The organism is Photobacterium sp. (assembly GCF_033720175.1).
Taxonomy (GTDB): Bacteria; Pseudomonadota; Gammaproteobacteria; order Enterobacterales; family Vibrionaceae; genus Photobacterium.
Window position 1 is genome coordinate 290,962 of record NZ_JAWWDA010000003.1, and the last position, 25,736, is coordinate 316,697.

Annotated in this window: 22 protein-coding genes; 12 read left to right on the forward strand and 10 right to left on the reverse strand. The window is 45.0% G+C overall.

Annotated elements, in window-relative coordinates; translation table 11 throughout:
* Window positions 1-22: 22 nt before the first annotated feature.
* The 5 genes from R3289_RS05640 to R3289_RS05660 form a co-directional block, all read right to left on the reverse strand.
* Window positions 23-967, reverse strand: a complete 945-nt coding sequence (locus tag R3289_RS05640) for an alpha/beta hydrolase (RefSeq protein ID WP_318924507.1) — start codon at window positions 965-967, stop codon at window positions 23-25.
* A gap of 307 nt (window positions 968-1,274) precedes the next feature.
* Entirely contained in the window at window positions 1,275-1,634 is a 360-nt protein-coding gene (locus tag R3289_RS05645; protein WP_107282595.1) for a phasin-related domain-containing protein, read from the reverse strand.
* A 164-nt stretch (window positions 1,635-1,798) separates the two neighbouring features.
* A complete protein-coding gene (locus R3289_RS05650; protein ID WP_318924508.1) occupies window positions 1,799-2,419 on the reverse strand; it encodes a phasin-related domain-containing protein in 621 nt (206 codons plus the stop codon).
* Window positions 2,420-2,677: 258 nt separating this feature from the next.
* Window positions 2,678-2,956 (reverse strand): polyhydroxyalkanoic acid system family protein, encoded by a 279-nt coding sequence (locus R3289_RS05655; RefSeq protein ID WP_318924509.1) that lies wholly within the window; start codon window positions 2,954-2,956, stop codon window positions 2,678-2,680.
* 131 nt (window positions 2,957-3,087) lie between these two features.
* A complete protein-coding gene (locus R3289_RS05660) occupies window positions 3,088-3,621 on the reverse strand; it encodes a lecithin retinol acyltransferase family protein (protein WP_318924510.1) in 534 nt (177 codons plus the stop codon).
* Between the two features lie 234 nt (window positions 3,622-3,855).
* Here R3289_RS05660 and R3289_RS05665 point away from each other — a divergent pair, with 234 nt between their 5' ends.
* The 7 genes from R3289_RS05665 to R3289_RS05695 all read left to right on the forward strand — a co-directional run bounded on the left by R3289_RS05665 (window position 3,856) and on the right by R3289_RS05695 (window position 11,528).
* Window positions 3,856-5,073, forward strand: coding sequence for a transglycosylase SLT domain-containing protein (locus tag R3289_RS05665; protein WP_318924511.1), 1,218 nt, complete (start codon window positions 3,856-3,858; stop codon window positions 5,071-5,073).
* A 388-nt stretch (window positions 5,074-5,461) separates the two neighbouring features.
* Complete coding sequence (locus tag R3289_RS05670) at window positions 5,462-6,274, forward strand: substrate-binding domain-containing protein (RefSeq protein ID WP_318924512.1); 813 nt, start codon at window positions 5,462-5,464, stop codon at window positions 6,272-6,274.
* Window positions 6,275-6,319: 45 nt separating this feature from the next.
* Entirely contained in the window at window positions 6,320-7,021 is a 702-nt protein-coding gene (locus R3289_RS05675; RefSeq protein WP_318924513.1) for an ABC transporter permease, read from the forward strand.
* A 15-nt stretch (window positions 7,022-7,036) separates the two neighbouring features.
* A complete protein-coding gene (locus R3289_RS05680; RefSeq protein WP_318924514.1) occupies window positions 7,037-7,741 on the forward strand; it encodes an energy-coupling factor ABC transporter ATP-binding protein in 705 nt (234 codons plus the stop codon).
* Entirely contained in the window at window positions 7,728-8,321 is a 594-nt protein-coding gene (gene mobA, locus R3289_RS05685; protein WP_318924515.1) for a molybdenum cofactor guanylyltransferase MobA, read from the forward strand. Before R3289_RS05680 ends, mobA begins: the two co-directional genes overlap by 14 nt.
* A complete protein-coding gene (locus tag R3289_RS05690) occupies window positions 8,308-10,134 on the forward strand; it encodes a bifunctional molybdopterin-guanine dinucleotide biosynthesis adaptor protein MobB/molybdopterin molybdotransferase MoeA (protein ID WP_318924516.1) in 1,827 nt (608 codons plus the stop codon). The genes mobA and R3289_RS05690 overlap by 14 nt, the downstream gene beginning before the upstream one ends.
* 677 nt (window positions 10,135-10,811) lie before the next feature.
* On the forward strand, window positions 10,812-11,528 hold the full coding sequence (locus tag R3289_RS05695) for a DUF3581 domain-containing protein (protein ID WP_318924517.1): 717 nt from the start codon (window positions 10,812-10,814) through the stop codon (window positions 11,526-11,528).
* 70 nt (window positions 11,529-11,598) lie between these two features.
* Here R3289_RS05695 and R3289_RS05700 read toward each other — a convergent pair whose 3' ends face one another.
* Window positions 11,599-12,492 (reverse strand): GNAT family N-acetyltransferase, encoded by an 894-nt coding sequence (locus R3289_RS05700; protein ID WP_318924518.1) that lies wholly within the window; start codon window positions 12,490-12,492, stop codon window positions 11,599-11,601.
* 360 nt (window positions 12,493-12,852) lie between these two features.
* Between R3289_RS05700 and rsgA the strand changes: the two genes are divergently transcribed.
* Together rsgA and R3289_RS05710 are read left to right on the forward strand one after the other, a co-directional pair.
* Window positions 12,853-13,893, forward strand: coding sequence for a ribosome small subunit-dependent GTPase A (gene rsgA / locus R3289_RS05705; protein ID WP_318924519.1), 1,041 nt, complete (start codon window positions 12,853-12,855; stop codon window positions 13,891-13,893).
* A gap of 258 nt (window positions 13,894-14,151) precedes the next feature.
* On the forward strand, window positions 14,152-14,880 hold the full coding sequence (locus tag R3289_RS05710; RefSeq protein ID WP_318924520.1) for a phosphatase PAP2 family protein: 729 nt from the start codon (window positions 14,152-14,154) through the stop codon (window positions 14,878-14,880).
* 86 nt (window positions 14,881-14,966) lie between these two features.
* Here the strand turns inward: R3289_RS05710 and R3289_RS05715 are convergent, their stop codons facing one another.
* A complete protein-coding gene (locus tag R3289_RS05715; RefSeq protein ID WP_318924521.1) occupies window positions 14,967-15,320 on the reverse strand; it encodes an XRE family transcriptional regulator in 354 nt (117 codons plus the stop codon).
* A 141-nt stretch (window positions 15,321-15,461) separates the two neighbouring features.
* Window positions 15,462-16,442 (reverse strand): hypothetical protein, encoded by a 981-nt coding sequence (locus tag R3289_RS05720; RefSeq protein WP_318924522.1) that lies wholly within the window; start codon window positions 16,440-16,442, stop codon window positions 15,462-15,464.
* 207 nt (window positions 16,443-16,649) lie between these two features.
* Between R3289_RS05720 and R3289_RS05725 the strand changes: the two genes are divergently transcribed.
* On the forward strand, window positions 16,650-17,348 hold the full coding sequence (locus R3289_RS05725; protein ID WP_318924523.1) for a DUF2786 domain-containing protein: 699 nt from the start codon (window positions 16,650-16,652) through the stop codon (window positions 17,346-17,348).
* A gap of 297 nt (window positions 17,349-17,645) precedes the next feature.
* A complete protein-coding gene (locus R3289_RS05730) occupies window positions 17,646-18,950 on the forward strand; it encodes an inosine/guanosine kinase (protein ID WP_318924524.1) in 1,305 nt (434 codons plus the stop codon).
* Window positions 18,951-19,027: 77 nt separating this feature from the next.
* Here the strand turns inward: R3289_RS05730 and hrpA are convergent, their stop codons facing one another.
* Entirely contained in the window at window positions 19,028-22,903 is a 3,876-nt protein-coding gene (gene hrpA / locus R3289_RS05735) for an ATP-dependent RNA helicase HrpA (protein WP_318924559.1), read from the reverse strand.
* A 292-nt stretch (window positions 22,904-23,195) separates the two neighbouring features.
* Window positions 23,196-24,599 (reverse strand): MATE family efflux transporter, encoded by a 1,404-nt coding sequence (locus R3289_RS05740; protein WP_318924525.1) that lies wholly within the window; start codon window positions 24,597-24,599, stop codon window positions 23,196-23,198.
* A 159-nt stretch (window positions 24,600-24,758) separates the two neighbouring features.
* On the opposite strand from R3289_RS05740, the gene R3289_RS05745 reads away from it, so the two are divergent.
* The gene (locus tag R3289_RS05745) at window positions 24,759-25,643 is read left to right on the forward strand and encodes an AraC family transcriptional regulator (RefSeq protein ID WP_318924526.1); all 885 of its coding nucleotides are present in this window, start codon (window positions 24,759-24,761) and stop codon (window positions 25,641-25,643) included.
* Window positions 25,644-25,736 lie beyond the last annotated feature (93 nt).

Below are 25,736 nucleotides of genomic sequence, written 5' to 3' on the forward strand. Positions count from 1 at the left end.
CGCACGATGAGGCCAGTTTACTTTAGCTGGCTTTTTTTTTGCTGGGTATGGTGGGTTTACTTGCTTCATATCGGTCAACGACAAATGATGCCATGAGCTTGATCGCTTCTTGGGCTTCACTCAGCTGATAAAACAACGGATAAACATGCGGAACACCTTTAACCACATTAATAGACACATCCCCTTCCGCTTCAGCAATCTTTGCGGCTAAGCGAATGGAGTCATCCATTAAGACTTCCTCCGTACCAGCGGTAATAAAAATCGGTGGTAGATCGTGCAGTGCCGCATAGTAAGGAGAAACATCAGGATCGCAGGGGTTATGATTGCCTATATAGTTATTACGCATCAGCAGCAGGCTGCTCAAGTCAAAGAAAGGGTCATCTTTGCTCTTGGTAAATGCAGACTCTCCAGTCACGGCCATGTCAGTCACAGGAGACAATAATATTGCTCCTGCAGGCATAGGTAAATTGGCGTTTCGCGCACGAATTAAAGTTGTTAGGGCTAAATTGCCACCAGCTGAATCCCCGGCAAAAATAATCTGATGAGGTAAATAGCCTTTGATCAGCAATGTCCGATACACTCCATAACATTCGTCAGCAGCCGCTGGATAGGGCCTTTCCGGTGCCAGACTATAGTTCACCATTAAACCTCGTGACTTCGTGGCATTGGCAAGCCTGGCAAGAAAAGCATTATGGATGTTGGGGCTATGGAAACAAAATCCACCGCCATGGAAATACAGAATAATTTTATTGCCACTGCTGTTTGGCATATCAACCCAGTCACAACCTACATTAGCGAACTTAGCCGAGGTCACAACCATATTTTTCGGCATACTGATGAGTGCGCCGTAATTATCAATGCTAGAAATTAATTCACGCATTTCTATGGTTGAGTTACAACGGGCAAGCCGTTGACGCATGACACGGGATAAGAGTTTATTAAAGGCTCTATTACGCCAGCTATCCATAACTCCAACCTTGTTAACATAAAAAGTTAATAACCGAGCTAATTACTAATTAAGGGTTAGATAACCCGTTTAGTCAATGTATGGCAGTAAAAATTCTATCGACTAACAACGCCGTCACTACTTCTATGCCGTCGCTAACCTCATGCCAGACGACTCCATTTGATTAACCAACCCCATAGAAAAAAGGCGCGCGTGCATGGCCCACGCGCAACCTAAAAAGACATATATCCTGAAGGTGTGGTTATATGTCTTGCCGGGTTACAGTATCATCTGGCTGGCTTGATGATACATAACCCTGCATTGGCAGCTACTCTACTTCTGCCAATTTTTCGACAGCTAGTGTCAGCTTGTCGATTTTCTCATCCATACGTTCTAGTTTTTCACGGTCAACGCCACTTAGGCGGTAGAATAGATCATTCATGCCCGCTTCTACTTCATCAGAAGCCTTCTCGGCATTTTGACCAATGCACTCTTTCGCTTGGGTTTCTACTTCTTTCCCGCGCTCTACCAGTTCATCGAACGCAGTAGACGTTTTCTCATTTAACTGCTGAGCTTCTTCAAGTGTGCGGCTATAAAGGCCCAAGCCTGCTAACCAAATATTGCGCGCAACACCTTCACCACTTTCAACGACATTCTTCGCCGCTTTCACTACTGTTTTATCGATCATAATATTATCCCCCTGCGCTTAAACGCTGGTCTGTGTAATGAAACTATCGCTATGTGTTCACTAGATGCCTGCTCATTGATTGTTGGTAGACTTCCTGCGAACTCAGCGTACTTTAAATTCACTTTCGCTATTTTATTACCACCTGACTCGTCAGCACCTGATGTTTATGCTTTTTCCGATGCAGGCTTAACTTCCATCTTTTCCGCTACAGGTTTAGCTGCGGTTTCGTTCTTTACCGGCTCAGCCATTCTTGGTTTCTCAGAAACAACTTCTTTTTTGACAGCAGTGTCTTTTTTAACAGCTGTCTCTGTTGTTTTCGCCGATTTACGACGTGCAACGCCTGATTTCTTTCCTTGTGCTGCAGGGGCTTTTGCTGTCGTTGGTTTTGCAATAGCTTTTGCCTGTTCTGGCTTAGCTGTCTGCTGACGCTCTAACAGCGATTCAATACTGGCTGTTAATTGATCAATCTTGTTATCGACACGATTCAAACGCTCATTATCGATACCGATAAATTTCTGCACCATCTGATGAACGCGTTCTTCGATCGCAACAGATGTTTGATTACGTGCAGTATGCACACGTTCTTTAGTTTTTGATTCAACCGCATGTCCGCGCTCTACCAGTTCATCAAACAAGCTTTTACCTTTATCTGATAACTGATTCACTTCATCCGCGCTTTTTGCATAAGCGCCCAACCCGGCTAACCAAATGTTGTAGACCATGGCATCACGTATAACTTTTTTATCTTTGCCTGATTCATACGCAGTCTGTTTAAAGATGCCCATTATTGCGCCCTCCTAATTTCTATTCCATCTGTTGTCAGCCAGTGGTATTTGCCTGACTGCTTATACATAGAATAAGAATTTCAATTAGAATGTTCTTACTAAAAGAGCGATTTTACGCGGGCGAGATCAAATATTTGAATGATTGAATCGGGAAGGTGTAGCGGTATACCTCGGGGCAAGAAGCTAGAATCGAGTAATAAGTATAGAGAAACGAGAATCTAGGTTCTCGTTTCTCGGCCCTCGTCACTAAGACTTGAATTAGTTAGATATTAGCAGTTGGTCCAGCCGTTCCGTGATATGGTTTTCAATCGTAGATGCAAAAAAACTCGCAGCAAACCCCAATTTCAGCTGAATAACAATCTTGCCTTCCTGTGAATGTAAAAATCCACGTGCCGATGAATGGTGAATGACCAGTTTACCTTCCTGCCACGACCAGTTTATACCATATTCCTGCGCCAACTCTTCAGCAATTGTCTCTGACATTTCAACAATATCATCCAGATGAAAATCATGTTCGCGTTCAATGAAAATAGTCACAATGGATTCCATTCAATTAATGCAACTAGTGCAATTACTCTACTTGTATTATAAACATACCTGACAGAGATATCTTTTTCTGTGCCACGGATCGAATACAAGACGATCAACGTACAAATAAAATTAGTGAGTCACAGGGGCATGCTTCGTCGGACTAGCAGACGAGCAACCCTCGTCAATAATATAGCGCTTCCTACTGCAAGCTGGGCACCTATTATCGCACGACGATACGGTTTTTTTTCAGAAGGGGTGGTTAACCCTCCGCACAACAAGCCTACTCCCGCCAACTTTATCAAGCGCTCTTGTGCCCTCAATATCAAATAGCTTCCAAGTATTAATACGATAAAACGCTGCAATTGGGTACACTCCACCGGTAAACCGTGCGATTCACGGACAAATTGTTCGCAATTTTGATTAAATAAATTATAAGGCATGCCTAAGTATTTTTGACCATTGATATAGGCCTGCTCAGGATCCTGCCCAACAATAGAGCTGACAACAATTTCCTTGCCGTCAGCGAACTCTTCCAGTGTATCAAACTGTACCCTGCGTCTTTTTTTCGAATTATGGATCACACTACCTTGTCCGTCCGACATGCCATAGTGCCAGTATGTGCTACAACGAATTTTTAAAACCGTTCCCACGGGATAAAGAACATCTGACATTTCTTACCTCTTACTTTAGACATTGCCGATTTAGCTTATTAAGCATAACCAAATATCGACGTTTCATCGGTGAAATTTGGTTTCAGACTCAATATATCCAAACCTGTCGATAGATAGATTTATAAGCAAAATACATTTTACCTGCTATAAATTTAACTACAGGTGAAATTTGGAAATCAATATTGCGTAACGATATTAATAACTTAAAATCATTGGTAATTGAAAATAATCAATATGAATTATAAATTTTTATTGTTCAGTACAATACTGCTTTCTGGCTGTCAGGGAGCATACCTGCTGGAAGAAACGACAAGCAACCACGACCAATCGAACGATAGTTCGATCATTGATTTGACTTCAGAAACCATAAATCAACACTGTCGTATTGACCACCAGCGACACAGTGGTACTTATGTTGCTACAGGACAGCCACAAACAAATTCACAACAACCTATTTCTGATATTTCAGAGAAAATCGAACCTGATTTGTGGGATATCTTAGCCCGTTCCTTTTCATTGCCTGTTCCCGACAATAAACGTATCCGACAATCTCGTCACTGGTTTGTGAATAATCCATACCATATCAGAACGGTATCCCGACGGGCCGAACCTTTCTTATACCTCATATATGACGAGGTACAACAGCGCAACATGCCTATTGAAGTTGCCCTGTTACCTTTCATCGAAAGTGCTTTCGATCAGTTTGCATATTCACCTCGCTCCGCTGCCGGTCTCTGGCAGATCACCGTGCCGACAGGGAAAACATTCGGCCTGGAATACAGAAAAGGTTACGACGGCGGACGTGATGTTCTAGCGTCAACGGCCGCGGCATTAGATCTACTGGAATACCTACATGAAAAGTTTAACGGTAATTGGCTTCATGCCATTGCCGCTTATAATACCGGTGGAGCGCGAGTCCGAAATGCAATCAAAAAGAATAAATCTGAAGGAAAATCAACTGACTTCTGGGCATTAGAATTACCGAAAGAGACCCGATGGTATGTTCCTAAGTTGTTAGCCATGGCTGACATTATTAAACACCACAAAAAATATGACCTGGATTTCGCAACTATCAAGCCCGAGCCAGCGTTGTCTGAGGTTATTGTAAATACCCGCGTTCAATTAAACGTTTTAGCCAGCCATGCTGAGATCTCAAGTAAAGCCGTGTATGCACTCAATCCTGGCTACACGGCTGGTTATACTCTGGCCAAACGAGATAATCGTATTCTTCTGCCTAAAGACAAAATAGAAGCTTTTTACAAAAATGAAGGGAGTCTTGATTATGTCAAATACAAATTCACAATTCACAACATTCAACCGGGCGAATCATTGAGCGAACTGGCTCAGATCAACAACACAACCGTCTCGCATATAAAACAGATAAATAAGCTATCAGATTCAATTATTATCGCCGGACAGCAACTCCTGATCCCTTTGTTTTATACAGAGTGACGAAAAGTACACGAAATGATCGGCAAGACTCTGACTAACAGTAAACCCCTGCCCATACCACTACGGCATATGATCGTGAATTGCTTCCAGCTCAAGATGAAATAACTCAACATTACCCAAAATCACAGCAATGGGATTAACCGTTTCATACTATCGCAACAATATTGCTGAGTTTTGCATGCCTTTTTGTTTTAAATCATTCAACTCTGGGGGCCATTAGCGTTAATGTTGCATAACCCCTACAAATTGGCATTTGACTTGCTTATACATGTCTAATTAGCGTTGTTAAGACCGCGATGTAAATTGGGTTACCTATCAACTCTTAGCCATTTTTTACCGTAACTTGTCCATCAACAAAAATAATAGTGACTTAACGTCAGGATGATTAATGAAATTTATAAAGCCAACACTCGTTATTTTAAGTATTGCTTCAGCAACCGCCGCTCACGCAGCTGAAAACATGACTATTCGCCTTGCGACAACAACAAGTACTTACCATTCAGGTTTACTTGATCACCTGTTACCAGAATTCAAAAAAGATACGGGTTACAATGTTGAAGTCTTGGCCGCCGGTACCGGTAAATCATTGCGCATGGGTGAGAACGGCGATGTTGATTTGGTGATGACACATGCGCCAAAAGCAGAAGCAGAATTTGTTAATAACGGTTTCGGCGTACTGCCTCGTAAATTGATGCACAATGATTTTGTCGTGGTTGGTCCTGATAGCGATCCTGCGAAAATTACGGGCGGAAAGGATGTTGTTAAAGCGCTGACTCGCATTGCCTCATATAATGCGACGTTTGTTTCTCGGGGCGACGATTCCGGCACACATAAAAAAGAACTGAACCTATGGGCACAAACCACAATCGAACCTGACTTCGGTGGGTATAAAGCCGTAGGCCAAGGTATGGGCCCGACCCTTAATATGGCGTCAGAACTACAGGCATATACTATGACTGACCGTGGTACTTGGCTGGCATACCAGAATAAGCTAGATCTGAGAATCATGGTTGAAGGTGATAAGCGCCTGTTTAACCCGTATCAGGTTATTCTGGTTAACCCAAGTCGCTATCCGGATATTAACTACCAAGGCGCAAAAACATTCAGCGATTGGTTAGTTAACCCGAAAGCAAAATCTATGATTAACAACTACAAACGTCAGGGTCATCAGTTGTTCGTTGCAGATGCTATCACGCAGTAAACCTCTATCAACACACTCACTTGACGTGGATAACATTACGAAACAATGGATATTTGGCAGACAACCCAACAAGCTGTTCAACTTTTATTTAGCGGTGATATGGCATTATGGGGAATTGTGGGGGTGTCATTTTCCGTCTCTTTGCTGGCAATTGGAATTGTGCTGTTACCAGCATTGGCGATAGGGTTTGCTCTCGCCTACGGGAAGTTTCCGGGACGCTGGCTGATCCTTTCGCTGTTTAATACCTTCCAGTCGATCCCCACGGTGGTAATCGGCTTGCTGCTCTACATGTTATTGTCACGCTCAGGCCCGCTGGGTGACTGGAAAATGTTATTTACCCAGCAAGCCATGGTGTTGGGGCAGACTCTGATCTGTTTTCCGATTTTAGTCTCAATGATGCACGCCGCATTTCAAAATAGTGATCGCCGGGCATGGGAAACCGCCCTGACCTTAGGCGCTAGCCTACCGCGCGCTTTTACCAGCCTGATGTGGGAAAGCCGCTTTCCTTTATTTGCCGCAGTTATTGCCGCTTTCAGCCGTATTATTACTGAAGTTGGCTGTTCGATGATGGTCGGTGGTAACATTTTAAGCTCAACCCGAAATATTCCTACCGCAATAGCCCTCGAAAGCTCTAAAGGAGCGTTTGCACAAGGCGTTGCCCTTGGCATGGTATTATTAATTCTGGCGCTGGGGCTAAACTTCTTTTTATCTGTTGCGCGTGGCAAAGCCCACTTGCGTACCAATTAAGCAGGAAAACAGGTGATGGCACAAATTTCCATTCAGGCACATGATCTTTCGATGCGATTTAAAGATCGCCTGCTATTTCACATACCGCAGCTCAGCCTTGGGCCCCAAGAGGCGGTCTATTTAACTGGCGATAATGGTGTTGGTAAAACCACCCTGCTCAAAATTCTTTCCGGGCTGCAAAGGCCAACGACAGGCCGGATCAACCTGCGAAATCAGTCATGGCTGTCCCGCCTGTTCAGAGGTGAGAGCAAGGGCGGTGTTATATATATGCACCAAACCCCCTATATGTTTGATGTTTCTGTGTTTGAGAATGTCTGCTATGGTCTTAAGTTCGCCATAAAAGATCGCAGAACGCGCCGAAGTGAAGCCATAAATGCTTTGCGTATGGTAGGGTTAGAGACTCTGGCTGACGAGCATATTTCAGTGCTTTCAGGTGGTGAAAGACAGCGTGTGGCGATGGCACGGGCCTGGGTATTAAAACCCAGTGTATTGCTGATGGATGAATCAAGTGCCAGTCTGGACAGTGAGTCAATTGAACGGCAAGTGCATCTGACAGAAGATCTGCTGGAGAGAGGTTCAAGCGTGGTGATCACCAGCCATCAGCAAAATGCGCTCACCGCTTTATGCCGCCGCCAATGGACAATTACTAATACAAAACTAGTTGAACGAGCGGATTTACAGCTCGTACATGAGGACAAGAACAACTATGCCTACGGCTGAACAAACAAGTTGGGTCATTTTAGCTGGCGGACAAGCCAGCCGTATGGGAGGCCATGATAAAGGGCTCGTTGAACTCGCAGGCAAGGCCATGATCGAACATGTGATCGAAGCGCTAAAACCACAGACATCATCGATCATCATCAATGCCAACCGCAACCGCGGCCGTTACCAGGCTTATGGTTCGGTGTTCGGCGATAATATTCAGAATTATCCCGGCCCATTAGGTGGCATGCACGCAGCGCTACACCATATCGATAACGAATGGATTGGCTTTGTTCCCTGCGACTGCCCGCGGCTCCCTTCTGACTTAGTTACTCGCATGGCCAATGCTTGTCAGGAAGATACTGATATTGCCGTTGCCCACGATGGCGATCATATTCAGCCAGTGGTGACACTCATTAACCGCCGTATCTTGCCCAAACTGGAAGCTTTCCTTGCTAATGGTGATCGAAAGATCATTCTCTTGTATCGCCAGTGCAACATGATCACCGTGGATTTCAGCGATCAACCGAATGCATTCGTGAATCTCAACACACCAGAAGAATTACAACAATTTGGACAACGCTATGAGTCAAATTAACGCCTCTCTTCCACTACTCGGTTTTGCGGCCTTCAGCGGTACAGGAAAAACCACCTTGCTTGAAGCAATGCTGCCTAAACTTGTCAAACATGGTATTCGGGTGGCGGTAATAAAACACGCCCACCATAATTTCGATATCGACCAAGAAGGTAAAGACAGCTATCGCTTACGCAAGGCCGGGGCCGGTCAGATGCTGATATCTTCTCGCTATCGTCGCGCACTGGTGACTGAAACACCTGAAGAGGAAGCCAGCCTGCCCTACCTGATTTCCCAGCTGGATCAAACCCAGCTGGATCTGATTTTGGTTGAAGGTTTTAAAAAGCTCAGTTTTCCAAAAATCGAATTACATCGGGAGGAAGTCGGTAAACCCTGGTTACACCCCGACGATTCCAACATTATAGCGGTTGCAGCCAATGTGAAAGCGGATACCACATTGCCAACAATGGATATTAACAATCTGGATCAAATCACCGACTTTGTCGTCAACTTTGCCAGGCAAGGTAATGCCATCAAAGAGCAAGATCAGAAGCAAGGTTTAGCCTGCAGCGACTTTTCCCCTTCCGGCATGCTCTCGGTCGATGACGGGCGCCAGTGCATTCTGAGTCAGATTGTTCCACCAGCATCCGTTCAATCGGTCCCGCTTAAAGAAGCGTTAGGACAAATTGCCGCACACGACATTTTGTCGCCCGTCAATGTACCTCAGCACACCAATTCTGCGATGGATGGTTATGCCATTCGCGGTGACGACTTGTCAGGCAGCGATGAGTTACAAAGCGGAGGTGTATTAACAAGCAAGATCTATCAGGTGGTGGCACACGTCATGGCTGGCCATAGCTATGATCAACCTCTGCAAAAAGGTCAGGCTGTGCGCATTATGACCGGCGCGCCCGTGCCGGAAAATGCCGATACCGTGGTAATGCGCGAGCAAGCAACAGAAGACAGTGACACCGTCACCTTTGACATGGCGAAATCAGCTATTTATCCGGGACAGAATGTTCGTCTGGCGGGTGAAGATCTCGCCATCGGTCAAACCGCGATTGCTAAAGGAACGCAAATCTCGGCCCCAGAACTGGGAATGATTGCCTCGCTGGGTATTGATAACGTCACCATCAACGCCCCGATTAAAGTCGCGATTTTCTCGACCGGTGATGAAGTGCAGCAGCCTGGCGAAGTTCAGAAAGATAACTGTATTTACGATTCCAATCGCTACACCCTGCACGCAATGCTGACTCAGATTGGTTGCGAAGTGATTGATTTCGGCATTATTGAAGACAGCGAAGCGTCACTTGAAGCCACTCTCACCCAAGCCAGCCAACAAGCTGATTTAATTCTGTCATCGGGCGGGGTTTCTGTTGGCGATGCAGACTATATAAAAACCGTATTGAACAAACTGGGCGAGGTCAACTTCTGGCGTATTGACATGCGTCCGGGACGTCCGCTGGCCTTTGGGCAAATCGCACAAACGCCTTTCTTCGGCCTTCCGGGCAACCCCGTTGCCGTCATGGTTGTCTTCCTCCAGTTTGTCGAACCCGCCATTCGTAAACTTCAAGGTATCGAAAACTGGCAGCCACAAATATTGAATGCCGTCGCAGCAGAGTACCTTCGCTCACGCCCGGGGCGAACAGAATACACCCGTGGTATCTACAGTCTGGATGCAAACGGTAGATTGTCGGTGAAAACAACGGGGCAGCAAGGTTCAGGGATTTTACGGTCAATGCGTGAGGCTAACTGTCTGATTGAGATTGTGCCTGAACAACCAGCTGTGGAGGTGGGTGAAACGGTTCGGGTGATACCGCTGATCAGTCGAATCTAATACCAATCGGGATAATTGTCCCGATTGGTATAACACTGCAAACAATTTTATTAGCTCTCAGCAAGCGATGATAACTCATCGCTTACTGAGTGCTTTTTTTGTTTGCAGCTTCCGTGCTGCTTTATTTTTCCTGAGCTTCTACACGTTAGAAGATGTTATATGTGCTATAGCGTATTTTACGTACGAATTTTGCACTATTTTAATAAACCTCAGATAAAGCAACCCTAGCCTAAAATTCGATATTGCTTTGTTTTTATTGTCATTGCGAAACGCATCATACATAACTATTCGATTTGTTGCACTTGGAAAATCACATTTTTGAATGCTGATTCATCAAAGCAATCAAGCATCACTCATAACAAATGCGACTCATTTCGGCAAAGTTCAAACTAAAGAAAGATAAAACCTGTCACATTGCACTTAATTGATACTCTTTTTTAGCAAAAAAACACGACCGTATTGCACAAAACCCCTGATATCAGGATCTTAAAAACAAAAATCCATCCGATGACTTAGGTATCTGCTTAAACATGTTTTGCCAACAGGTTGGGCTGTTTATTCATTTCTCTGTCATACTTAACCTCCAAGGGGCAAAGTTCATCTGGCTAGACCATTTGTTGCTTCTTCTCATGTACAATAGTCGACAGTGTAATGATCAAGGTATTCATAAATTAAGCATGTTTTTAGATTCGTATTATTCAGAACAGAACGGTGAGTATTCTTTTACTCGTGAACAGGCAAGCCACTTCGCAAAAAAAATTGCAGGTGATTTCAATCCAATTCATGATGAAGACAATAAACGTTTTTGCGTACCTGGTGATCTGCTGTTCTCTGTTGTGCTTTCAAAAGCAGGTCTGAGCCAAAAAATGCGTTTTGACTTCGCCGGTATGATTAATGACAGCATTGCTGTAAGTCTCGATACCAAATCTGATACCGAACTGTCGTTGGTGGATGCTAAAGGTAAAGAATACCTGCATATCACCCGCGAAGGTAACACCACTACGAATCAAGATTTAATTGCACAAGTGACAAAAAGTTATGTGCAGTTTTCGGGGATGAACTTCCCGCACATCATGGTTCCTCTAATGGAATCGAAACAAATGATGATTAATCCAAGCCGTCCTCTGGTGATCTACGAAAGCATGGAACTGGATTTTACCCGTTTAGATCTCACTGCACCGACGGTTGAACTGACCGATTCTGAAATTGATGTTGATGGCAAACGTGGTAGCGTGACACTAAAATTCTGCTTTAAGGAGAATGGCGAAGTTGTCGGCACGGGCCGTAAGCGTATGGTCATGAGTGGACTTAAGCCGTATTGCCAGAATGACATTGACGATCTGGTAAACCGCTTCAATGAGCGGAAAGACCTCTTCTCAGGCATTGCCGCCTAATTATTTTAAAAGCCTGTGTTTATCACAGGCTTTTTTCTCTTCCGGTGAATATCCTCTGGAACATAAAACATCAATTGGCAACACTTTCTACGCAAATAACGGGCTCTTGATACCCCACATGCAACCCCTCTTCTGCAAGTTCACCGACAATATCTTCATTCACTTCAACAAACGCTTCACTGATTTTATCGCAGATCACTTCACCACCAAGTGTAAGCGCAACCGCAGAAAACCATGGGCTTAACTGAATCCCCCCTTCGCTCAGCGCCTGATGCAGATGTTTCATGTCTTTGCGGACAATATTGATGATAGTCTCGGTCAAAGAACTTGCTATTCCGAGTCCCCGGTATTGTGGATCTACAAATACTGTATGTAGCGAGAGCTCATAGCATAATTCATCGCAAGATAAAGCAAAGCGATGATCTTCGATATAGCGACTAAAGCTTGCCATTGCGATCACATCTCCACGATGATAAACCATCAGACATACGTCACTATCAGGCTCTAAATGTCGCGTAAGAGGTGATGGTGATGCGGGTAAATCATCGGAAGAAGGCCGAGCACTATTACTATCCATTAGATCTTTAAGTGCCGCTGTACTCTGCGAGAGCGATAATAAAACGGTGATCGTATCAACCGCCGGGATGGGTTCATCGAGCTGGCTCATTGCCAATGTGGCAATTGGGAGCAAAGACAATCGATCTAAGTAGGCCCTGCGACGATGGCCAGTACTGAAGACGTTTTTCGTTTTGTCGATAATAAATACATCTTCATCACCTTCTTTAGCTTCGGTATCAATAATATACCTCTTACCTCTGGCGACTTGACCAGAAGACCCGGAACTTGACGCCTTGACAGTCAATGATATCGCCGAATAAACAGCCTCTGCCCACATTTTATATGTATCAACAAGCTCTGCACTTATGCCGTCATGCTGCAACACATGATATCGGTACTGATTCATACTTTTACGTCTTCCTAGATGCCAATTCACTCGCTGACATTGTACGAAAATAAAAAAATCAAATATGTTGATCCTGCACTTACAGGCAAAAAATGTATTCTGAGATCTGATAACTGGCATTAGCGAGAGTTGTTTGCTAAATTTTAGCCGTTATCACCGCGACTCAGTTAAGTGTGATGTCATTCAAGTTTTATAGACCCATAGAGGAAATATTGATGATTGTATTAAAAACTAACCGGGCACAGCGAGACGTTTAAATTAAGCCTCTCCTTTTTTGCCCGGCCACTTAGCCGGGGCCTCAATTGCCCCTGATGATATTACTCAGTTCAGACGCATTATTTGCGTCAGGGGTTTCAAATAATGACAAACTCTATTTCTCTGCCTGAACTAGGCTGGAGACCTTTTTTTCAACAACAACTTTCCTTAGACGAATTTGAACAAGCTCGTATTATGCGTGTAATGGCGCAGCATCGCAGCCAGTTAGAGCTGATGACAGAGCAAGGCGGCTTTTACTTACCTGTTACTCCGTCTATGCCTGCGGTAACGGTGGGTGACTGGCTGTTGGTCGACAAGCAAGGACACTTTATTCGTTTGCTCGACCGTATCTCTCAGTTCAGCCGTAAGGCTGCTGGCAGCAAGATCGATACACAGTTGATTGCAGCGAACGTAGATACCGTGTTTATCATCAGCTCTCTCAATCATGACTTCAATCTGAGCCGAATTGAACGCTATCTTGCACTTACCAATGAAGCGGGCGTTGAACCTGTTATCGTTCTGACCAAGGCAGATTGTTGCGACAACCCTCTACCGTTTGTGCGACAGGTTCAAGAGCTTGATCCTATGCTGCTGGTTGAGGCGGTAAACTGCCTCGATCGCAATAGCGTCACCGTGCTAGAGCCATGGTGTCAAACAGGCAGAACCGTTGCGTTTGTGGGTTCATCTGGCGCAGGAAAATCAACTTTGATTAACTCCCTGCAAGAGAAACAAGCCCAAACAACCGGTGATATTCGTCACGACGACAGTAAAGGACGCCATACCACTACCTCACGATCATTACATGTAATGACAGCGGGTGGATTACTTCTCGATACCCCGGGAATGCGCGAACTACAGTTGTCTGATTGTGAACAGGGACTAACCGCAACTTTTGCTGATATCTACTCACTTGCCGAACAATGCCGCTTCTCTGATTGCCATCACCAAGGTGAGCCAGGATGTGCGGTTCGCGAAGCGATTGACAGCGGAGAATTGAACGAACGCAGGCTGGTCAGTTACCTCAAGCTCAATCGAGAGCAGGCAATAAACGGTGCGAGTATTGCTGAAAAACGAGCTCGCTCTCGAAATTTAGGTAAGTACTACCGCTCAGTTCAAAATGAATCACGGAAAAGAAAGAAGGGATAAATAATCCTGCTCCTCCCTCATCCTGAGGGGGAGCACTCGCAACCCAAACATCTGATTACTCAATTCATTTCAGACACATAACAACAAAGAAATACGCCCTGTTGCATCCTCTAGTCGCGTTCGTTTCTTTTGGCGTACCATATAAAACGCATGAAACATCGCCTAGTTGATACTGAATGGCAAAAAATGACACTTTTTTTACGTTATCACGGATACCCTCTGATAAAATTCAAACCCGTTTAATAACAAAACCATAAAATGTTAACTTCTTCATTCATTCCTAAAAAAATACCAGGGATCATCGCCCTATCCCTTTTTACGGTATTGATGGCCGGTGTACTGGTCTTTTTTCCACAACCTGCTTTTACAACAGAGGTTAATGATCTGACAGGCTTGCTCTTTACCCTGCTCACTGATTCTGCGGGAAGCCCCTACTTTCTGATCACCACAGGACTGCTTTGCCTGATCCCGCTTTTCCTGAAATACCCCAAGAAGAAACGCTTCTCCTTATGGATTCAATTCGGCATCTTGTTAATACTTAGCTTTGTCGCTAAAACCGGATTAAAGCACATTACCGAAATCCCCCGCCCGTACAGTTATGAACTGCAAAGCCTTGGACTGGTCGATTCCGTACAGAGCTTTTATCTGTTGGATGATGCGAATAAAGAAGCCGTTGTGGTGAAAGCCGCTGACAATATCAGCCATTGGCGCACTCGTCACTGGCAAGGCGAAACAAACTATTCGATGCCGTCAGGACATACTATTTTTGCTGCCGTTTGCGTTGTCTTCTGGGCAGGCTTTTTCTTACGCCGTAAACAGTTATTACCCGCTTTTATCATCATATTATGGGCTACTGGTGTGGGAACAAGCCGGATCTGGCTAGGTATGCACTGGCCATCAGACCTGTTGGTATCCATAGCTTGTGCCGGGATCTTATATTGTTTAATTCCGGAGTGGGAAGTAGATGGTAAGGAAGATAAGGGATAAATTTTATAAAAAGACTATTTACAGCATTTAAAAAGCCCTCTGTGTGAGGGCTTTATAAAAACTGGAATTTTAAGATGAGGTAACAATTACACGTTAACACTATGTTCGTACTCAACCACCAATTGGTTACCGTCATAGCGCACATTTTTAATGTCACCATCAAGAATATAGGTATTTGTCACGGTGACTGAATTTGGCATTGACGCCCCCATTTGCTTTCGCAACGATGGCAAAGTCAATACCGGATCAACAGACATGAAGCTACAGAACTGGCTTACAAACCGATGTTCAAGAGACAACTTGCCTCGTAAAATATCAGAGAAGATAAGCTGACTGATCCCTAACCGTTTCGCCATTTCGATTTGGGTCACTCTCATCTTGGCCTTATAGCTCATCCATGTGTCATGTAAGATTTTTCTATCTTGTTCTGTATACTGCATCCCAAATTTCCCCGCGCAACTTTTTACTTATTATGATATTAAAGCGTAAAGAAGCTCATGCAATGTCAGGGGAACGTAAGGCTTGTAACCTGAAAGTTGCAGCCCGATATTGTTGCCGGGCTTTTTCACCTTTAAAAACGATCAGCGCGCTTCAATACGAGAAAACAAAGCCCGGTTGGGATCGCTCTGTTGCGCCCACTCGGGATCGACTTCGCGTTTTTCAAAATAAACTTGTAAGCCGTTAAAATAAGTAAAGGCGGTTAATTCTGAATCTCGCATAAAATGTTCAAAGAAAGCATCCTCCTGCTGAGCCAAATCGCCTAGCGTTGTAATACCCCGCTGTAATGCCCACTGAATCGCGTGCGGTGAAATCACCGTGCGATATAACATCAATTCTTCAATCTCTGACAACGCTATCTCAAATAACTGATCAGTTTGCGTATGAACTGACAGTTCGTGCTCTGCGGCTTCTTGTTCTGCCAATAGTGCTCTCAGGCTCGCGATACTAGTTTCACGTTCAGCGGCTGAATAACCATAAGTCGTTTTACAAAAACGAATTGCATAGGCTAATTTTTGACGGCCGACAAGCTCAACGACTTCTTCCAGGTAAGGTTGAGGTATATTATAGGCCTTGGCCAGTTGCTCAACTGCCTGTACCAGACCGGTATAGATGATGCCATTAAACTCAAGCTGAAAGGCATTGTTAATACCCATAACTGGCACACCGTCGATACTCACGGGCCAACCAGGGTAATTCACCCGTCCTTTTGCGATTTCAAACATCATCCAGGCACTGTCGCGAAAACCTTCAAATGCTCTGCCTTCCAGCTCTGAATCTTTCAGCTCTTCTTTTGTCCAGTTCACACCTATTTGCAAGTGTTTCTCATAACGATTGTGAAGCTTTTCTTTCACTTTATCGCGTAATAAGTCCAAGCCACTGACCTTAATGGATTTACATAACGTAAAACACTCCTGACAGCTAGGGATCATAATCGGTGATAGTTGCTGCTCATAGTTAGGGGAAGCCATGAATGGATAAGATTCATAATACGGTTCACCACAAAACCAGCAGGTGTGACGAAACTCAAAAGGAACATCAATGGATTGATAAGCTGTTGTCATATTTTTTTATACTTATTAATGCAGCCCAGCATTACTAACCGGGAATATTTCAATCATTATGCAAACCATCCCATCTTTTCACAAGCCTGAGATCGTCAGGTTTTACCGACTCAAATATAAATTTAGCATTATCTACACACATTTTTTGCCAAAGACCCGAGTAAAACGTTAAAATACGTCCCCCCTTTTCTTAAAGAGTGTGATTGAATGTCTGAACAGAAGCGAAAGGCACTGAAAAAAATTGCAAAATGCCTAGAGCTGGGTAACTCTGCGAACATCAACGAAGCCGCACAAGCCATTCGTATGGCACACCGTCTGATGCTGAAATACGGCTTAGATAAAGATGACATTGAATTCATCAAGATGGGGAAAACCAAGTCTGCCACCTTGTTACCAGCAGACATAAGTACACAAATTCTTAAGATCATTCGTGGTATCAACCGTCGCTTTGGTGTCGAATGTGTCTTGACCAATCACAAAGGGCTTAAAAAAGCCGAATTCATCGGTGTCGCTGAGCGAGCCATTTTTGCCGCTTTCGCTTTTGATATTGTCTACCGTGAAATGAACCAGCAAACAGGTCAGTTCCGCAATAGCTTCGCCGGAACGGGAACCAGCACGACCGAAGTTACCCGTCGTGTTTCTTCTTTCCTCGCTGGCTGGCTGGAAGGCGCACTGGAAAAGTTACCCGTGCTTAATACTGATGATGACCATGATCAGCGCATGTCGAATTATATCGATAAACAGTTTGAAAACCTTGATCGTGAAACATTTAAGCAGCAGCTCCAGGAAGCAATGAAAGGGATCACTGACGACTATGAAAAAGGCATGAAAAAAGGCCGCAGTATTTCCGTCAATCGTCCTGTTGGTGGTTCAGCGACCAAGCAAGATGTGAAACTATTAGAATAATGATTTTGATCACTGTAAGTATTATTTCATCACAAGCGAACTCATAATCTGACTTCATATTATCAGTAGCAAGTTCTGCGATTTATTATTACAACTTCGCATTGCTGCCTATATTTGATGGCTAAATATAGGCAGTTATTAGGCTCTTCCTCTTCTTTCTAAATTAACTCACGTTTAGGTGGATTAAAAAAGAAGCAAGTGAAAGCAATTCTTCGCCATATTGCAATGAAATGGGATGTATCTCGCAATTCTGTGTTAACATCAAATAAAATCCCATAAATCCCGTAGCCTTCACACATGAAATTTCCTGGTCAGCGTAAATCAAAGCATTACTTCCCTGTTAATGCCCGCGATCCATTAGTTGCTCAAATCCAGCATGATAATCCACTTGCACGTACCCATCTAGTCGGTGTTGGTCAAACCATTGTTGATATTGAAGCACGCGTTGATGATGAGTTCTTAAACAGGCATTCTCTGAGTAAAGGCCACTCGTTAGTACTTGATGAAGATAAGGCCGAACTACTTTATCAAGAGCTAAAAGAGCAGGATCTCATCAGCCACGAATATCCTGGCGATACTATCGGTAACACGCTGCACAACTACTCGGTGCTGGCCGATGACAAGTCAATTTTGTTAGGTGTGATGAGCCAAGATCTTAAAGTCGGTTCATATGCGTATCGCTACCTGTGCAAGACTTCAAGCCGAATGGATCTGGATTATTTACAGCCTGTCGATGGCCCAATTGGGCGCTGTTATACATTGATCACCAAAGATGGCGAGCGTACATTTGCCATTAACGAAGGTCAGATGAACCAGCTTCTTCCTGACAGCGTGCCTGAATGTGCCTTTGAAAATGCCTCTGCACTTGTCCTTTCATCTTACTTGGTACGTGGCAAAGCCACCGATCCGATGAAAAATGCTGCGCTAAAAGCCATTGAGCATGCAAAGAAACATGATGTCCCTGTTGTTCTAACCTTAGGTACAAAATACGTCATAGAAGACAAAAAAGAGTGGTGGATTGAGTTCCTCAAACAACATGTCACCTGTGTCGCGATGAACGAAGAAGAAGCTGAAGCACTTACCGGTGAAAAGGATCCTCTGATTGCCGCAGACAAAACGCTAGATTGGGTTGATATGGTGCTATGTACCGCAGGCCCTGTTGGTTTATATATGGCGGGTTACACTGACGATGCGCTCAAACGTGAGTCAACCCTGCCATTACTGCCTGGCCGTATCGCAGAATTCAATAAATACGAATTCAGTCGTCCTATGATGAAGACTGACTGTGAAAATCCAGTACGAGTCTATTCGCATATTGCCCCTTACCTTGGCGGCCCGGTGGAAATTAAAAACACCAATGGTGCGGGTGATGCAGCCCTGTCAGCATTATTGCATGACATGTCAGCAAACCGCTACCATAAGGCCAATGTCCCTAATTCAGGTAAACACAGCGGTAAGTTCCTCAGTTACTCTTCATTCTCGCAGATTTGCCAATATTCTAACCGTGTCAGCTATGAGGTACTCACCCAGCATGCTCCTCGCCTGTCACGTGGCCTGCCAGAACGCGAAGATTGCTTAGAAGAAGCCTACTGGGAACGTTGATCCCAACACGTTGTGAATAAAAAACGGAGCCTTCTGGCTCCGTTTTTGTTTCTATCGCTCAATTAACCAAGCGGCAATCAACACTCATTGATCGCATTGCGAACTCGCTTATCCGATACCGGATATGGGGTGCCGAGTTGCTGAGCAAAGTAGCTTACACGTAGCTCTTCAATCATCCAGCGTATCTCTCTGATCTTTTCAGGTACTGGCTGCCCTTTCGGGATCTTATTCAGCAGCTCTTTATAGTCGTTGACCACAGATTCAATCTTCAGAATATGAACACGATCCTTGTTGGGGTCGATCGGCAGTTTTTCCATCCGGCGCTCAATGGCTTTCATATAACGCAGGATGTCCGGCAAACGCTGCCAACCGCACTCTGTCGCAAAGCCTTTGAAAATCAATCCTTCAATCTGTGCTTTGATATCTGACAGTGCAAACGCCATGCTCAGATCGACCCTGCCCTTCAAGCGCTTGTTAATGTTAAATGCCGTCGTCAGAATAGCTTCGACCTGCTTCGCAACATCAACAACCGTATCGCCCAGCTCCGCACGTACGTATTCTTTGGTCGCCTCAAACTGCTCCGGTTGCCAGATCAATCCGCCCTTTTGCCCGATCAGCTTATCCACACCGCAAGCGATACAGTCATCAATCAAATCCATGACACGGCCATACGGGTTGAAGTACAAACCAAGCTTCGATTTATTCGGCAAGTTCGCATGGAGGTATTTGATTGGCGAAGGTACGTTCAGCAAGATCAGGCGGCGCTGTCCCTGACTCATGGCTGTGCGCTGTTCGTCCTCAGTTTCAAATAACTTAATGCCGACCGAGTCTTTATTATCAACCAATGCCGGGAAAGCCTTCACTTCAAAGCCGCCGCGTTTTTGCTGATAGCATTCAGGTAAAGTACCGAAACTCCAGGTTTTCAGGCCGTCCTGCTCAATGTCGTCGTCCGCAACTTGCGATAACGTTTCCTGGACTTTCTCTTTCAGGCCTTCTTTCAGACTGTATAAGTCTTTGCTCTCATTCAGCTTACGGTTGCGATGATCAACAACCCGATAAGTGATTTTCAAGTGATCAGGCACTTGATTGAGATTCCAGTCTTCACGTAATACTGTTACCCCAGAAATACGCTTCAGTTCTTTTTCTAACGAATCGAGTAATGGCATCGCCATTGGCTCAGCACGCGCTAAGAAAGCATCGGCATAGTTAGGTGCCGGTACAAAGTTACGGCGTACAGGCTTTGGCAGTGACTTGATCAGTGCAATCACTAATTCTTGTCGCAGCCCCGGAATTTGCCAGTCGAAGTTATCCGGTTCAACCTGATTTAAGATCGGGAGCGGAATATGAACCGTGACACCGTCACTATCTTCACCCGGCTCAAACTGGTAACTCAACTTCAGTTTCAAGTTGCCCTGATGCCAGAAGTTAGGGTAATCCAGATCGGTAATATGGCTCGCATCGCCTTTGAATAGCATTTCGCGTTCAAAGTTAAGCAAGTCTTTATTTTCTTTAGATGCTTTCTTCCACCAGCTATCAAAGAAACGACCGGAAACAACCGTATGTTCAATACGCTGATCGTAAAATTCAAAGAGCTGATCATCATCAATCAGAATATCGCGACGACGAGACTTATGCTCAAGCTCTTCGACTTCCCGTAATAACTTGCGGTTTTGATGGTAGAACTTATGTTTGGTTTCCCAATCACCTTCTACCAAGGCCGATCGAATGAAAATCTCACGAGATACCTGCGCATCAATATTGCCGTAGTTAACTTTGCGTTTAGCAACAATCGGAATGCCGTACAGCATGATTTTTTCAAAACCAAACACTGCTGCCTGCTTTTTCTCCCAATGCGGTTCGCTGTAGCTTCGCTTGAGCAAGTGCTGAGCCAGAGGCTCAACCCACTCAGGTTGAATTTTGGCGGCAATACGTCCCCACAATTTCGAGGTTTCAACTAACTCAGCCACCATCACCCATTTGGGCTGTTTCTTGAAAATACCCGATCCCGGAAAAATATTGAAACGGGCATTACGCGCGCCCTGATATTCATTCTTTTCCTGATCTTTAAGCCCGATATGAGAGAGCATACCTGCCAGTAACGCGGTATGAATGCTTTCATAGCTGGCCTCCTGACTATTCAAACGCAAGTCCAGCTCTTTCACTACCTGACTGACCTGGTAATAAATATCTTGCCACTCACGAATTCGCAGGTAGTTGAGATAATCATTTTTACACTGCTTACGGAACTGATTACCAGACAGCGCTTTTTGCTGCTCTTGTACATAATTCCATAAGTTAACAAACGTAATGAAATCCGACTCTTTATCGGCAAAACGATTATGCTTTTCATCAGACGCTTGCTTCTTTTCTGATGGGCGTTCACGCGGATCTTGAATTGATAGCGCAGAAGCGATGATCATCACTTCACGCAATGAACCCAACCGGGGCGCTTCTAAAACCATTCGTGCCAGACGTGGATCGAGCGGTAAACGGGCTAACTGACGTCCCATTGGTGACAGACGCTTGCGCGGATCCGTCGCTTTGGTATTAATGGCACCCAGCTCTTCAAGCAGGCGAATACCATCCTGAATATTACGATTATCCGGCGCTTCTAAAAATGGGAATGCCTGAATATCGCCAAGACCAATATTGGTCATTTGCAAGATAACGGATGCCAGGTTAGTACGCAAAATTTCCGGATCGGTAAATTCCGGACGCGACAGGAAGTCTTCTTCAGAATAGAGACGAATGCAGATCCCTTCCTGCACACGACCACATCGACCTTTTCGCTGGTTAGCACTGGCCTGAGAAATCGCTTCTATCGGTAGTCGCTGTACTTTCGTTCGGTAGCTGTAACGGCTGATCCGTGCTGTACCCGGGTCAATCACATATTTGATCCCCGGTACCGTCAGCGAGGTTTCGGCCACGTTAGTCGACAACACAATACGGCGGCCGGCATGCGACTGGAATACCCGATTTTGCTCACCGGCAGACAAGCGCGCATAAAGCGGTAAGATTTCAGTATCACGCAAATTACGTTTTTCAAGTGCATCAGCAGTATCGCGGATCTCACGCTCACCATTCATGAAGATCAGGATATCACCCAAGCCTTCATCGCACAGTTCATCGACCGCATCGAAAATAGCCTGCAGCTGGTCACGTTCAGACTCTTCTTCTGTCACCGGGCGATAACGCGTTTCTACCGGATAAGTGCGGCCAGACACTTCAATGATAGGTGCGTTATGGAAGTGTTTAGAAAAACGCTCCGGATCAATCGTTGCTGAAGTGATAATAACCTTTAAATCAGGACGCTTCGGTAACAGTTCACGCAAGTAGCCCATGATGAAATCGATATTCAAGCTACGTTCGTGGGCTTCATCGATAATAATGGTGTCGTACTGGTTCAGATAGCGGTCGCTCTGAATTTCAGCCAGCAAGATACCATCGGTCATCAGTTTGACCTGACTGCGATCAGATACCTGATCGTTAAATCGGACTTTGTAACCGACCGACGCACCCAGCTCGCATTCCAGCTCTTCGGCAATACGGCTTGCTACCGTACGGGCAGCCAGACGACGAGGCTGGGTATGGCCAATCATGCCATGAGTACCGCGCCCCAGTTCCATACAGATTTTAGGTAGCTGAGTCGTTTTACCGGAGCCGGTCTCACCCGCAACAATGACTACCTGATGATGCTTAATGGCTTCTGCAATATCATCTTTCTTTTGGCTGACAGGTAACAGTTCAGGATAGCGAATGGTGGGGCGTTGGGTTCTGCGTAACTCAACGGTTTGCATCGACTTGACAATATCTAATGCGATTTCATCGAAAACAGCGTGTTTCGCTTTTTCGTTCTTAATTCTTGCCGCACCCTGCACACGTTTGTGCAAACGAAAACGATCGCGGATCATGCAATCTTTAATTGCGGCTTTCAGCGTTTTTTCATTATTCAAAACGTCTGATTGAGGTGTATTTGACAAACTCAACGGAATTCCTGACTTTTCAATTTGAAAGTAATAAATAGTAATAAAAACAGGTTCGATTCTACCACATTTCTCACACCTGATCCGGCTGCCACAAAAATCATAAATTAAGAAACAAACGAACAGTAAAAAAAATGAAGCAACGAACTGAAGACACAAAAAAGCAGAGTCGGATATACCTACCCAGACTCTGCTTTTGAACACACTTTTACTCGCGACTCGTCATTAGAACCTAGAACCTAGATACTAAATATACGCTTCTTCAGGCAGCCAAACACTCCTTGTCACTATCAGGTAATTCGTCATTAATCAGGTTGGTTAACCAGTGGCGACCTCTAATACGATGTGTCGTCAGTACGACTTTAACTAACTCTTCAGCCAGTATCGCCAGCATCACCCAGTGTAATGGCCAGCCAAGGTAAATACCGGTAAAGATCGCAAGTGGGATACCAACGCCCCATTGCGCAAACAAGTCAATGAATATGCTGTAGCGAATATCGCCGCCGCTTCTCAACACCCCGCCAATACCTACCATATTAAACACTTTCAGGCACAGGCCCAGTCCCAGTACCAAGGTAACATTGATAGCCATTTCCATATTTGGGGCCTCTGTTTTAGCCAGCAAGCTACCGATACCATCCTGGAACAGGATGACTGTCATACCTAGCAACAGTGCGAGCGATGCACTCAGCCCAACAAACCACCATGACTGATGCCAGGCTCGTTGATAGTTCTCTGCGCCCAGTTCATGACCAAGAATGGTTGAAGCCGCTACCGCAAAACCAATAAAGCCAGAGATCAGAACACCTTCAATGGGCGACAACAGACTGATAATGGCCAGTTCTGTCACTCCAAGCTGCCCGATAATGTAATTATAAACCAACAGACCCATCGCCCAGCCACCATCATGAATAATCATCGGCAGTGCCACTGACAAGTACTTCTTACGCGCTTTAGGGACAACAGCATTATCTACATCTTTGGCTTTTGGCAAAATCTCATTATACTTTCGGTAAGTCACCCACAGTAATACCACCGTCTGGATACCACGGGAGATCGTTGTTCCTAACGCGGCACCCGCTACCCCCATCTCAGGGAAGCCATACAGGCCGAAGATCAATAAGGCATTCAGCAGCGCATTGATCAGCACCGCAATCAGCCCCACAACAGTCGGCATTTTAGCCACACCGACAGCACGAAGTGCCGATTCGAGTGGCACAACAATGGCGGTAAAAATGATGCTCCAGCCGCACACAAACAGATACGTTGTGGCATGTTCGACAAAGGCGGGATCATCGGTAATCAAGCTGACAATACTTTCAGGCTCCAGACGGTACAAAAGGGCAAAAGGTATCGTAAAAACAACCGCACAGACCCACGACTGAAGCAAAGTACGACGCACACCATCCATTCTTCCGGCACCGAAAAACTGTGCGGCAAGTACACCAACAGCACCACTTACACCGATAGTTATCAGTAAGTTAAAGAAGAATATCCGATTACCAACGCCGACCGCAGCGATCTGGGATTCACCCAGCTTTGACACCATCATAATGTCGACTAAACCTAAGACGGCAAAAAGCATCGACTGCATCGAAACGGGTATCGCTAAACGCCAGGTTTTATTCCAGAACTCTTTATCTGCGGCCGTTCGCCAATTTTGCATTTTTGCCTCCTTATTATTGTTTTTTGTGTGATGTGATTCATATTCCCAAAGCGTGATGTGAATCATACTCGCAAAGAATGAAAACGACTTATGCTTGCGTCTCAATAACTTTTGCAAAACTATCAAACATCAAAATAACTGATGGAATAAAATCACCTGATGAATTGGCCTGAGCACTTCCAAATTTCTGATCTCTGCCGCACAACGACTATCGATCAGGGTCAGCTTATTGCTTTAGAGAAGCATAAGATTATTCAATGCGGCATAAATTACGCCCGTGATAGCTTCACGATTTACCGTCGTAATCCTAATATGCACATGCTGCTATTCACTTGTTGCGGTGAAGGATGGCTGGAAACTCCGTTAAGAAAATGGAAACTTGAACCCGGCAGTGTTATTTATGTGCCGCCCGGCTATGCCAATGGTTTTGGTATGAACCTAGATGATAAAGAGGGCGCAAATGAGGGCAGCGATGAAAGCAATATCTGGGATATCGCCTGGGTTATGCTCAGCGACAATGGCGAATGGGAAAACATTATGCCGAAAGAGGTGACATACAGTAAAACTCAATGTGGTGATATGTTAAGAAAAACCATCGACTGCCTGCATCAGTCGATGTCACTGCCCTATCCCGTCGGCAATCAATTAGGAAACAGCCTGGTTGAACAGATCAATTTGCTGGTGTCTCACCGGCTACCTACATCAATGCCGACTTCACTGCAGCGTTTAGAGAAAGTGTTTGATCGCGCCAAAGAACAATTTCATCGAAGCTGGCAGGTTTCAGAACTTGCCGAACTTCACCCTTGTTCAGAGCCCCACTTTCATCGCTTATGTCAGCAATACTATGGACACGGCCCCATGGCCCATTTAACACGATTGCGAATGGAATATGCGGCTCGCCTGCTCAGTGCTACTGACTGGCCAATCCAGCATATCTGCGAACTAAGCGGCTATCCTAACCCGGGCAATTTCAGCACCCGTTTCAAAAAATGGAGTTCACTGACACCAAGAGAGTTCAGGCAACGCTTCCGCCACAATCCTTAGCTGTAGCTGACTCTCTAGTAGAAAATCACTCCGCAAACCTTGAATTATGGGAATAAACACCCAAAGTAATGCAATATAGATATACAGTATTCT

What these genes read in the sequence shown, in the direction of transcription:
- mobA (WP_318924515.1), top strand. Translation starts at nt 7,728, where the DNA reads ATGCCTACGGCTGAACAAACAAGTTGGGTCATTTTAGCTGGCGGACAA.
- R3289_RS05645 (WP_107282595.1), bottom strand. Translation starts at nt 1,634, where the DNA reads ATGATCGATAAAACAGTAGTGAAAGCGGCGAAGAATGTCGTTGAAAGT.
- rsgA (WP_318924519.1), top strand. Translation starts at nt 12,853, where the DNA reads ATGACAAACTCTATTTCTCTGCCTGAACTAGGCTGGAGACCTTTTTTT.
- R3289_RS05650 (WP_318924508.1), bottom strand. Translation starts at nt 2,419, where the DNA reads ATGGGCATCTTTAAACAGACTGCGTATGAATCAGGCAAAGATAAAAAA.
- R3289_RS05680 (WP_318924514.1), top strand. Translation starts at nt 7,037, where the DNA reads ATGGCACAAATTTCCATTCAGGCACATGATCTTTCGATGCGATTTAAA.
- R3289_RS05715 (WP_318924521.1), bottom strand. Translation starts at nt 15,320, where the DNA reads ATGCAGTATACAGAACAAGATAGAAAAATCTTACATGACACATGGATG.
- R3289_RS05675 (WP_318924513.1), top strand. Translation starts at nt 6,320, where the DNA reads ATGGATATTTGGCAGACAACCCAACAAGCTGTTCAACTTTTATTTAGC.
- R3289_RS05670 (WP_318924512.1), top strand. Translation starts at nt 5,462, where the DNA reads ATGAAATTTATAAAGCCAACACTCGTTATTTTAAGTATTGCTTCAGCA.
- R3289_RS05740 (WP_318924525.1), bottom strand. Translation starts at nt 24,599, where the DNA reads ATGCAAAATTGGCGAACGGCCGCAGATAAAGAGTTCTGGAATAAAACC.
- R3289_RS05700 (WP_318924518.1), bottom strand. Translation starts at nt 12,492, where the DNA reads ATGAATCAGTACCGATATCATGTGTTGCAGCATGACGGCATAAGTGCA.
- R3289_RS05665 (WP_318924511.1), top strand. Translation starts at nt 3,856, where the DNA reads ATGAATTATAAATTTTTATTGTTCAGTACAATACTGCTTTCTGGCTGT.
- R3289_RS05720 (WP_318924522.1), bottom strand. Translation starts at nt 16,442, where the DNA reads ATGACAACAGCTTATCAATCCATTGATGTTCCTTTTGAGTTTCGTCAC.
- R3289_RS05730 (WP_318924524.1), top strand. Translation starts at nt 17,646, where the DNA reads ATGAAATTTCCTGGTCAGCGTAAATCAAAGCATTACTTCCCTGTTAAT.
- R3289_RS05695 (WP_318924517.1), top strand. Translation starts at nt 10,812, where the DNA reads ATGTTTTTAGATTCGTATTATTCAGAACAGAACGGTGAGTATTCTTTT.
- R3289_RS05690 (WP_318924516.1), top strand. Translation starts at nt 8,308, where the DNA reads ATGAGTCAAATTAACGCCTCTCTTCCACTACTCGGTTTTGCGGCCTTC.
- R3289_RS05745 (WP_318924526.1), top strand. Translation starts at nt 24,759, where the DNA reads ATGAATTGGCCTGAGCACTTCCAAATTTCTGATCTCTGCCGCACAACG.
- R3289_RS05640 (WP_318924507.1), bottom strand. Translation starts at nt 967, where the DNA reads ATGGATAGCTGGCGTAATAGAGCCTTTAATAAACTCTTATCCCGTGTC.
- R3289_RS05660 (WP_318924510.1), bottom strand. Translation starts at nt 3,621, where the DNA reads ATGTCAGATGTTCTTTATCCCGTGGGAACGGTTTTAAAAATTCGTTGT.
- R3289_RS05725 (WP_318924523.1), top strand. Translation starts at nt 16,650, where the DNA reads ATGTCTGAACAGAAGCGAAAGGCACTGAAAAAAATTGCAAAATGCCTA.
- R3289_RS05710 (WP_318924520.1), top strand. Translation starts at nt 14,152, where the DNA reads ATGTTAACTTCTTCATTCATTCCTAAAAAAATACCAGGGATCATCGCC.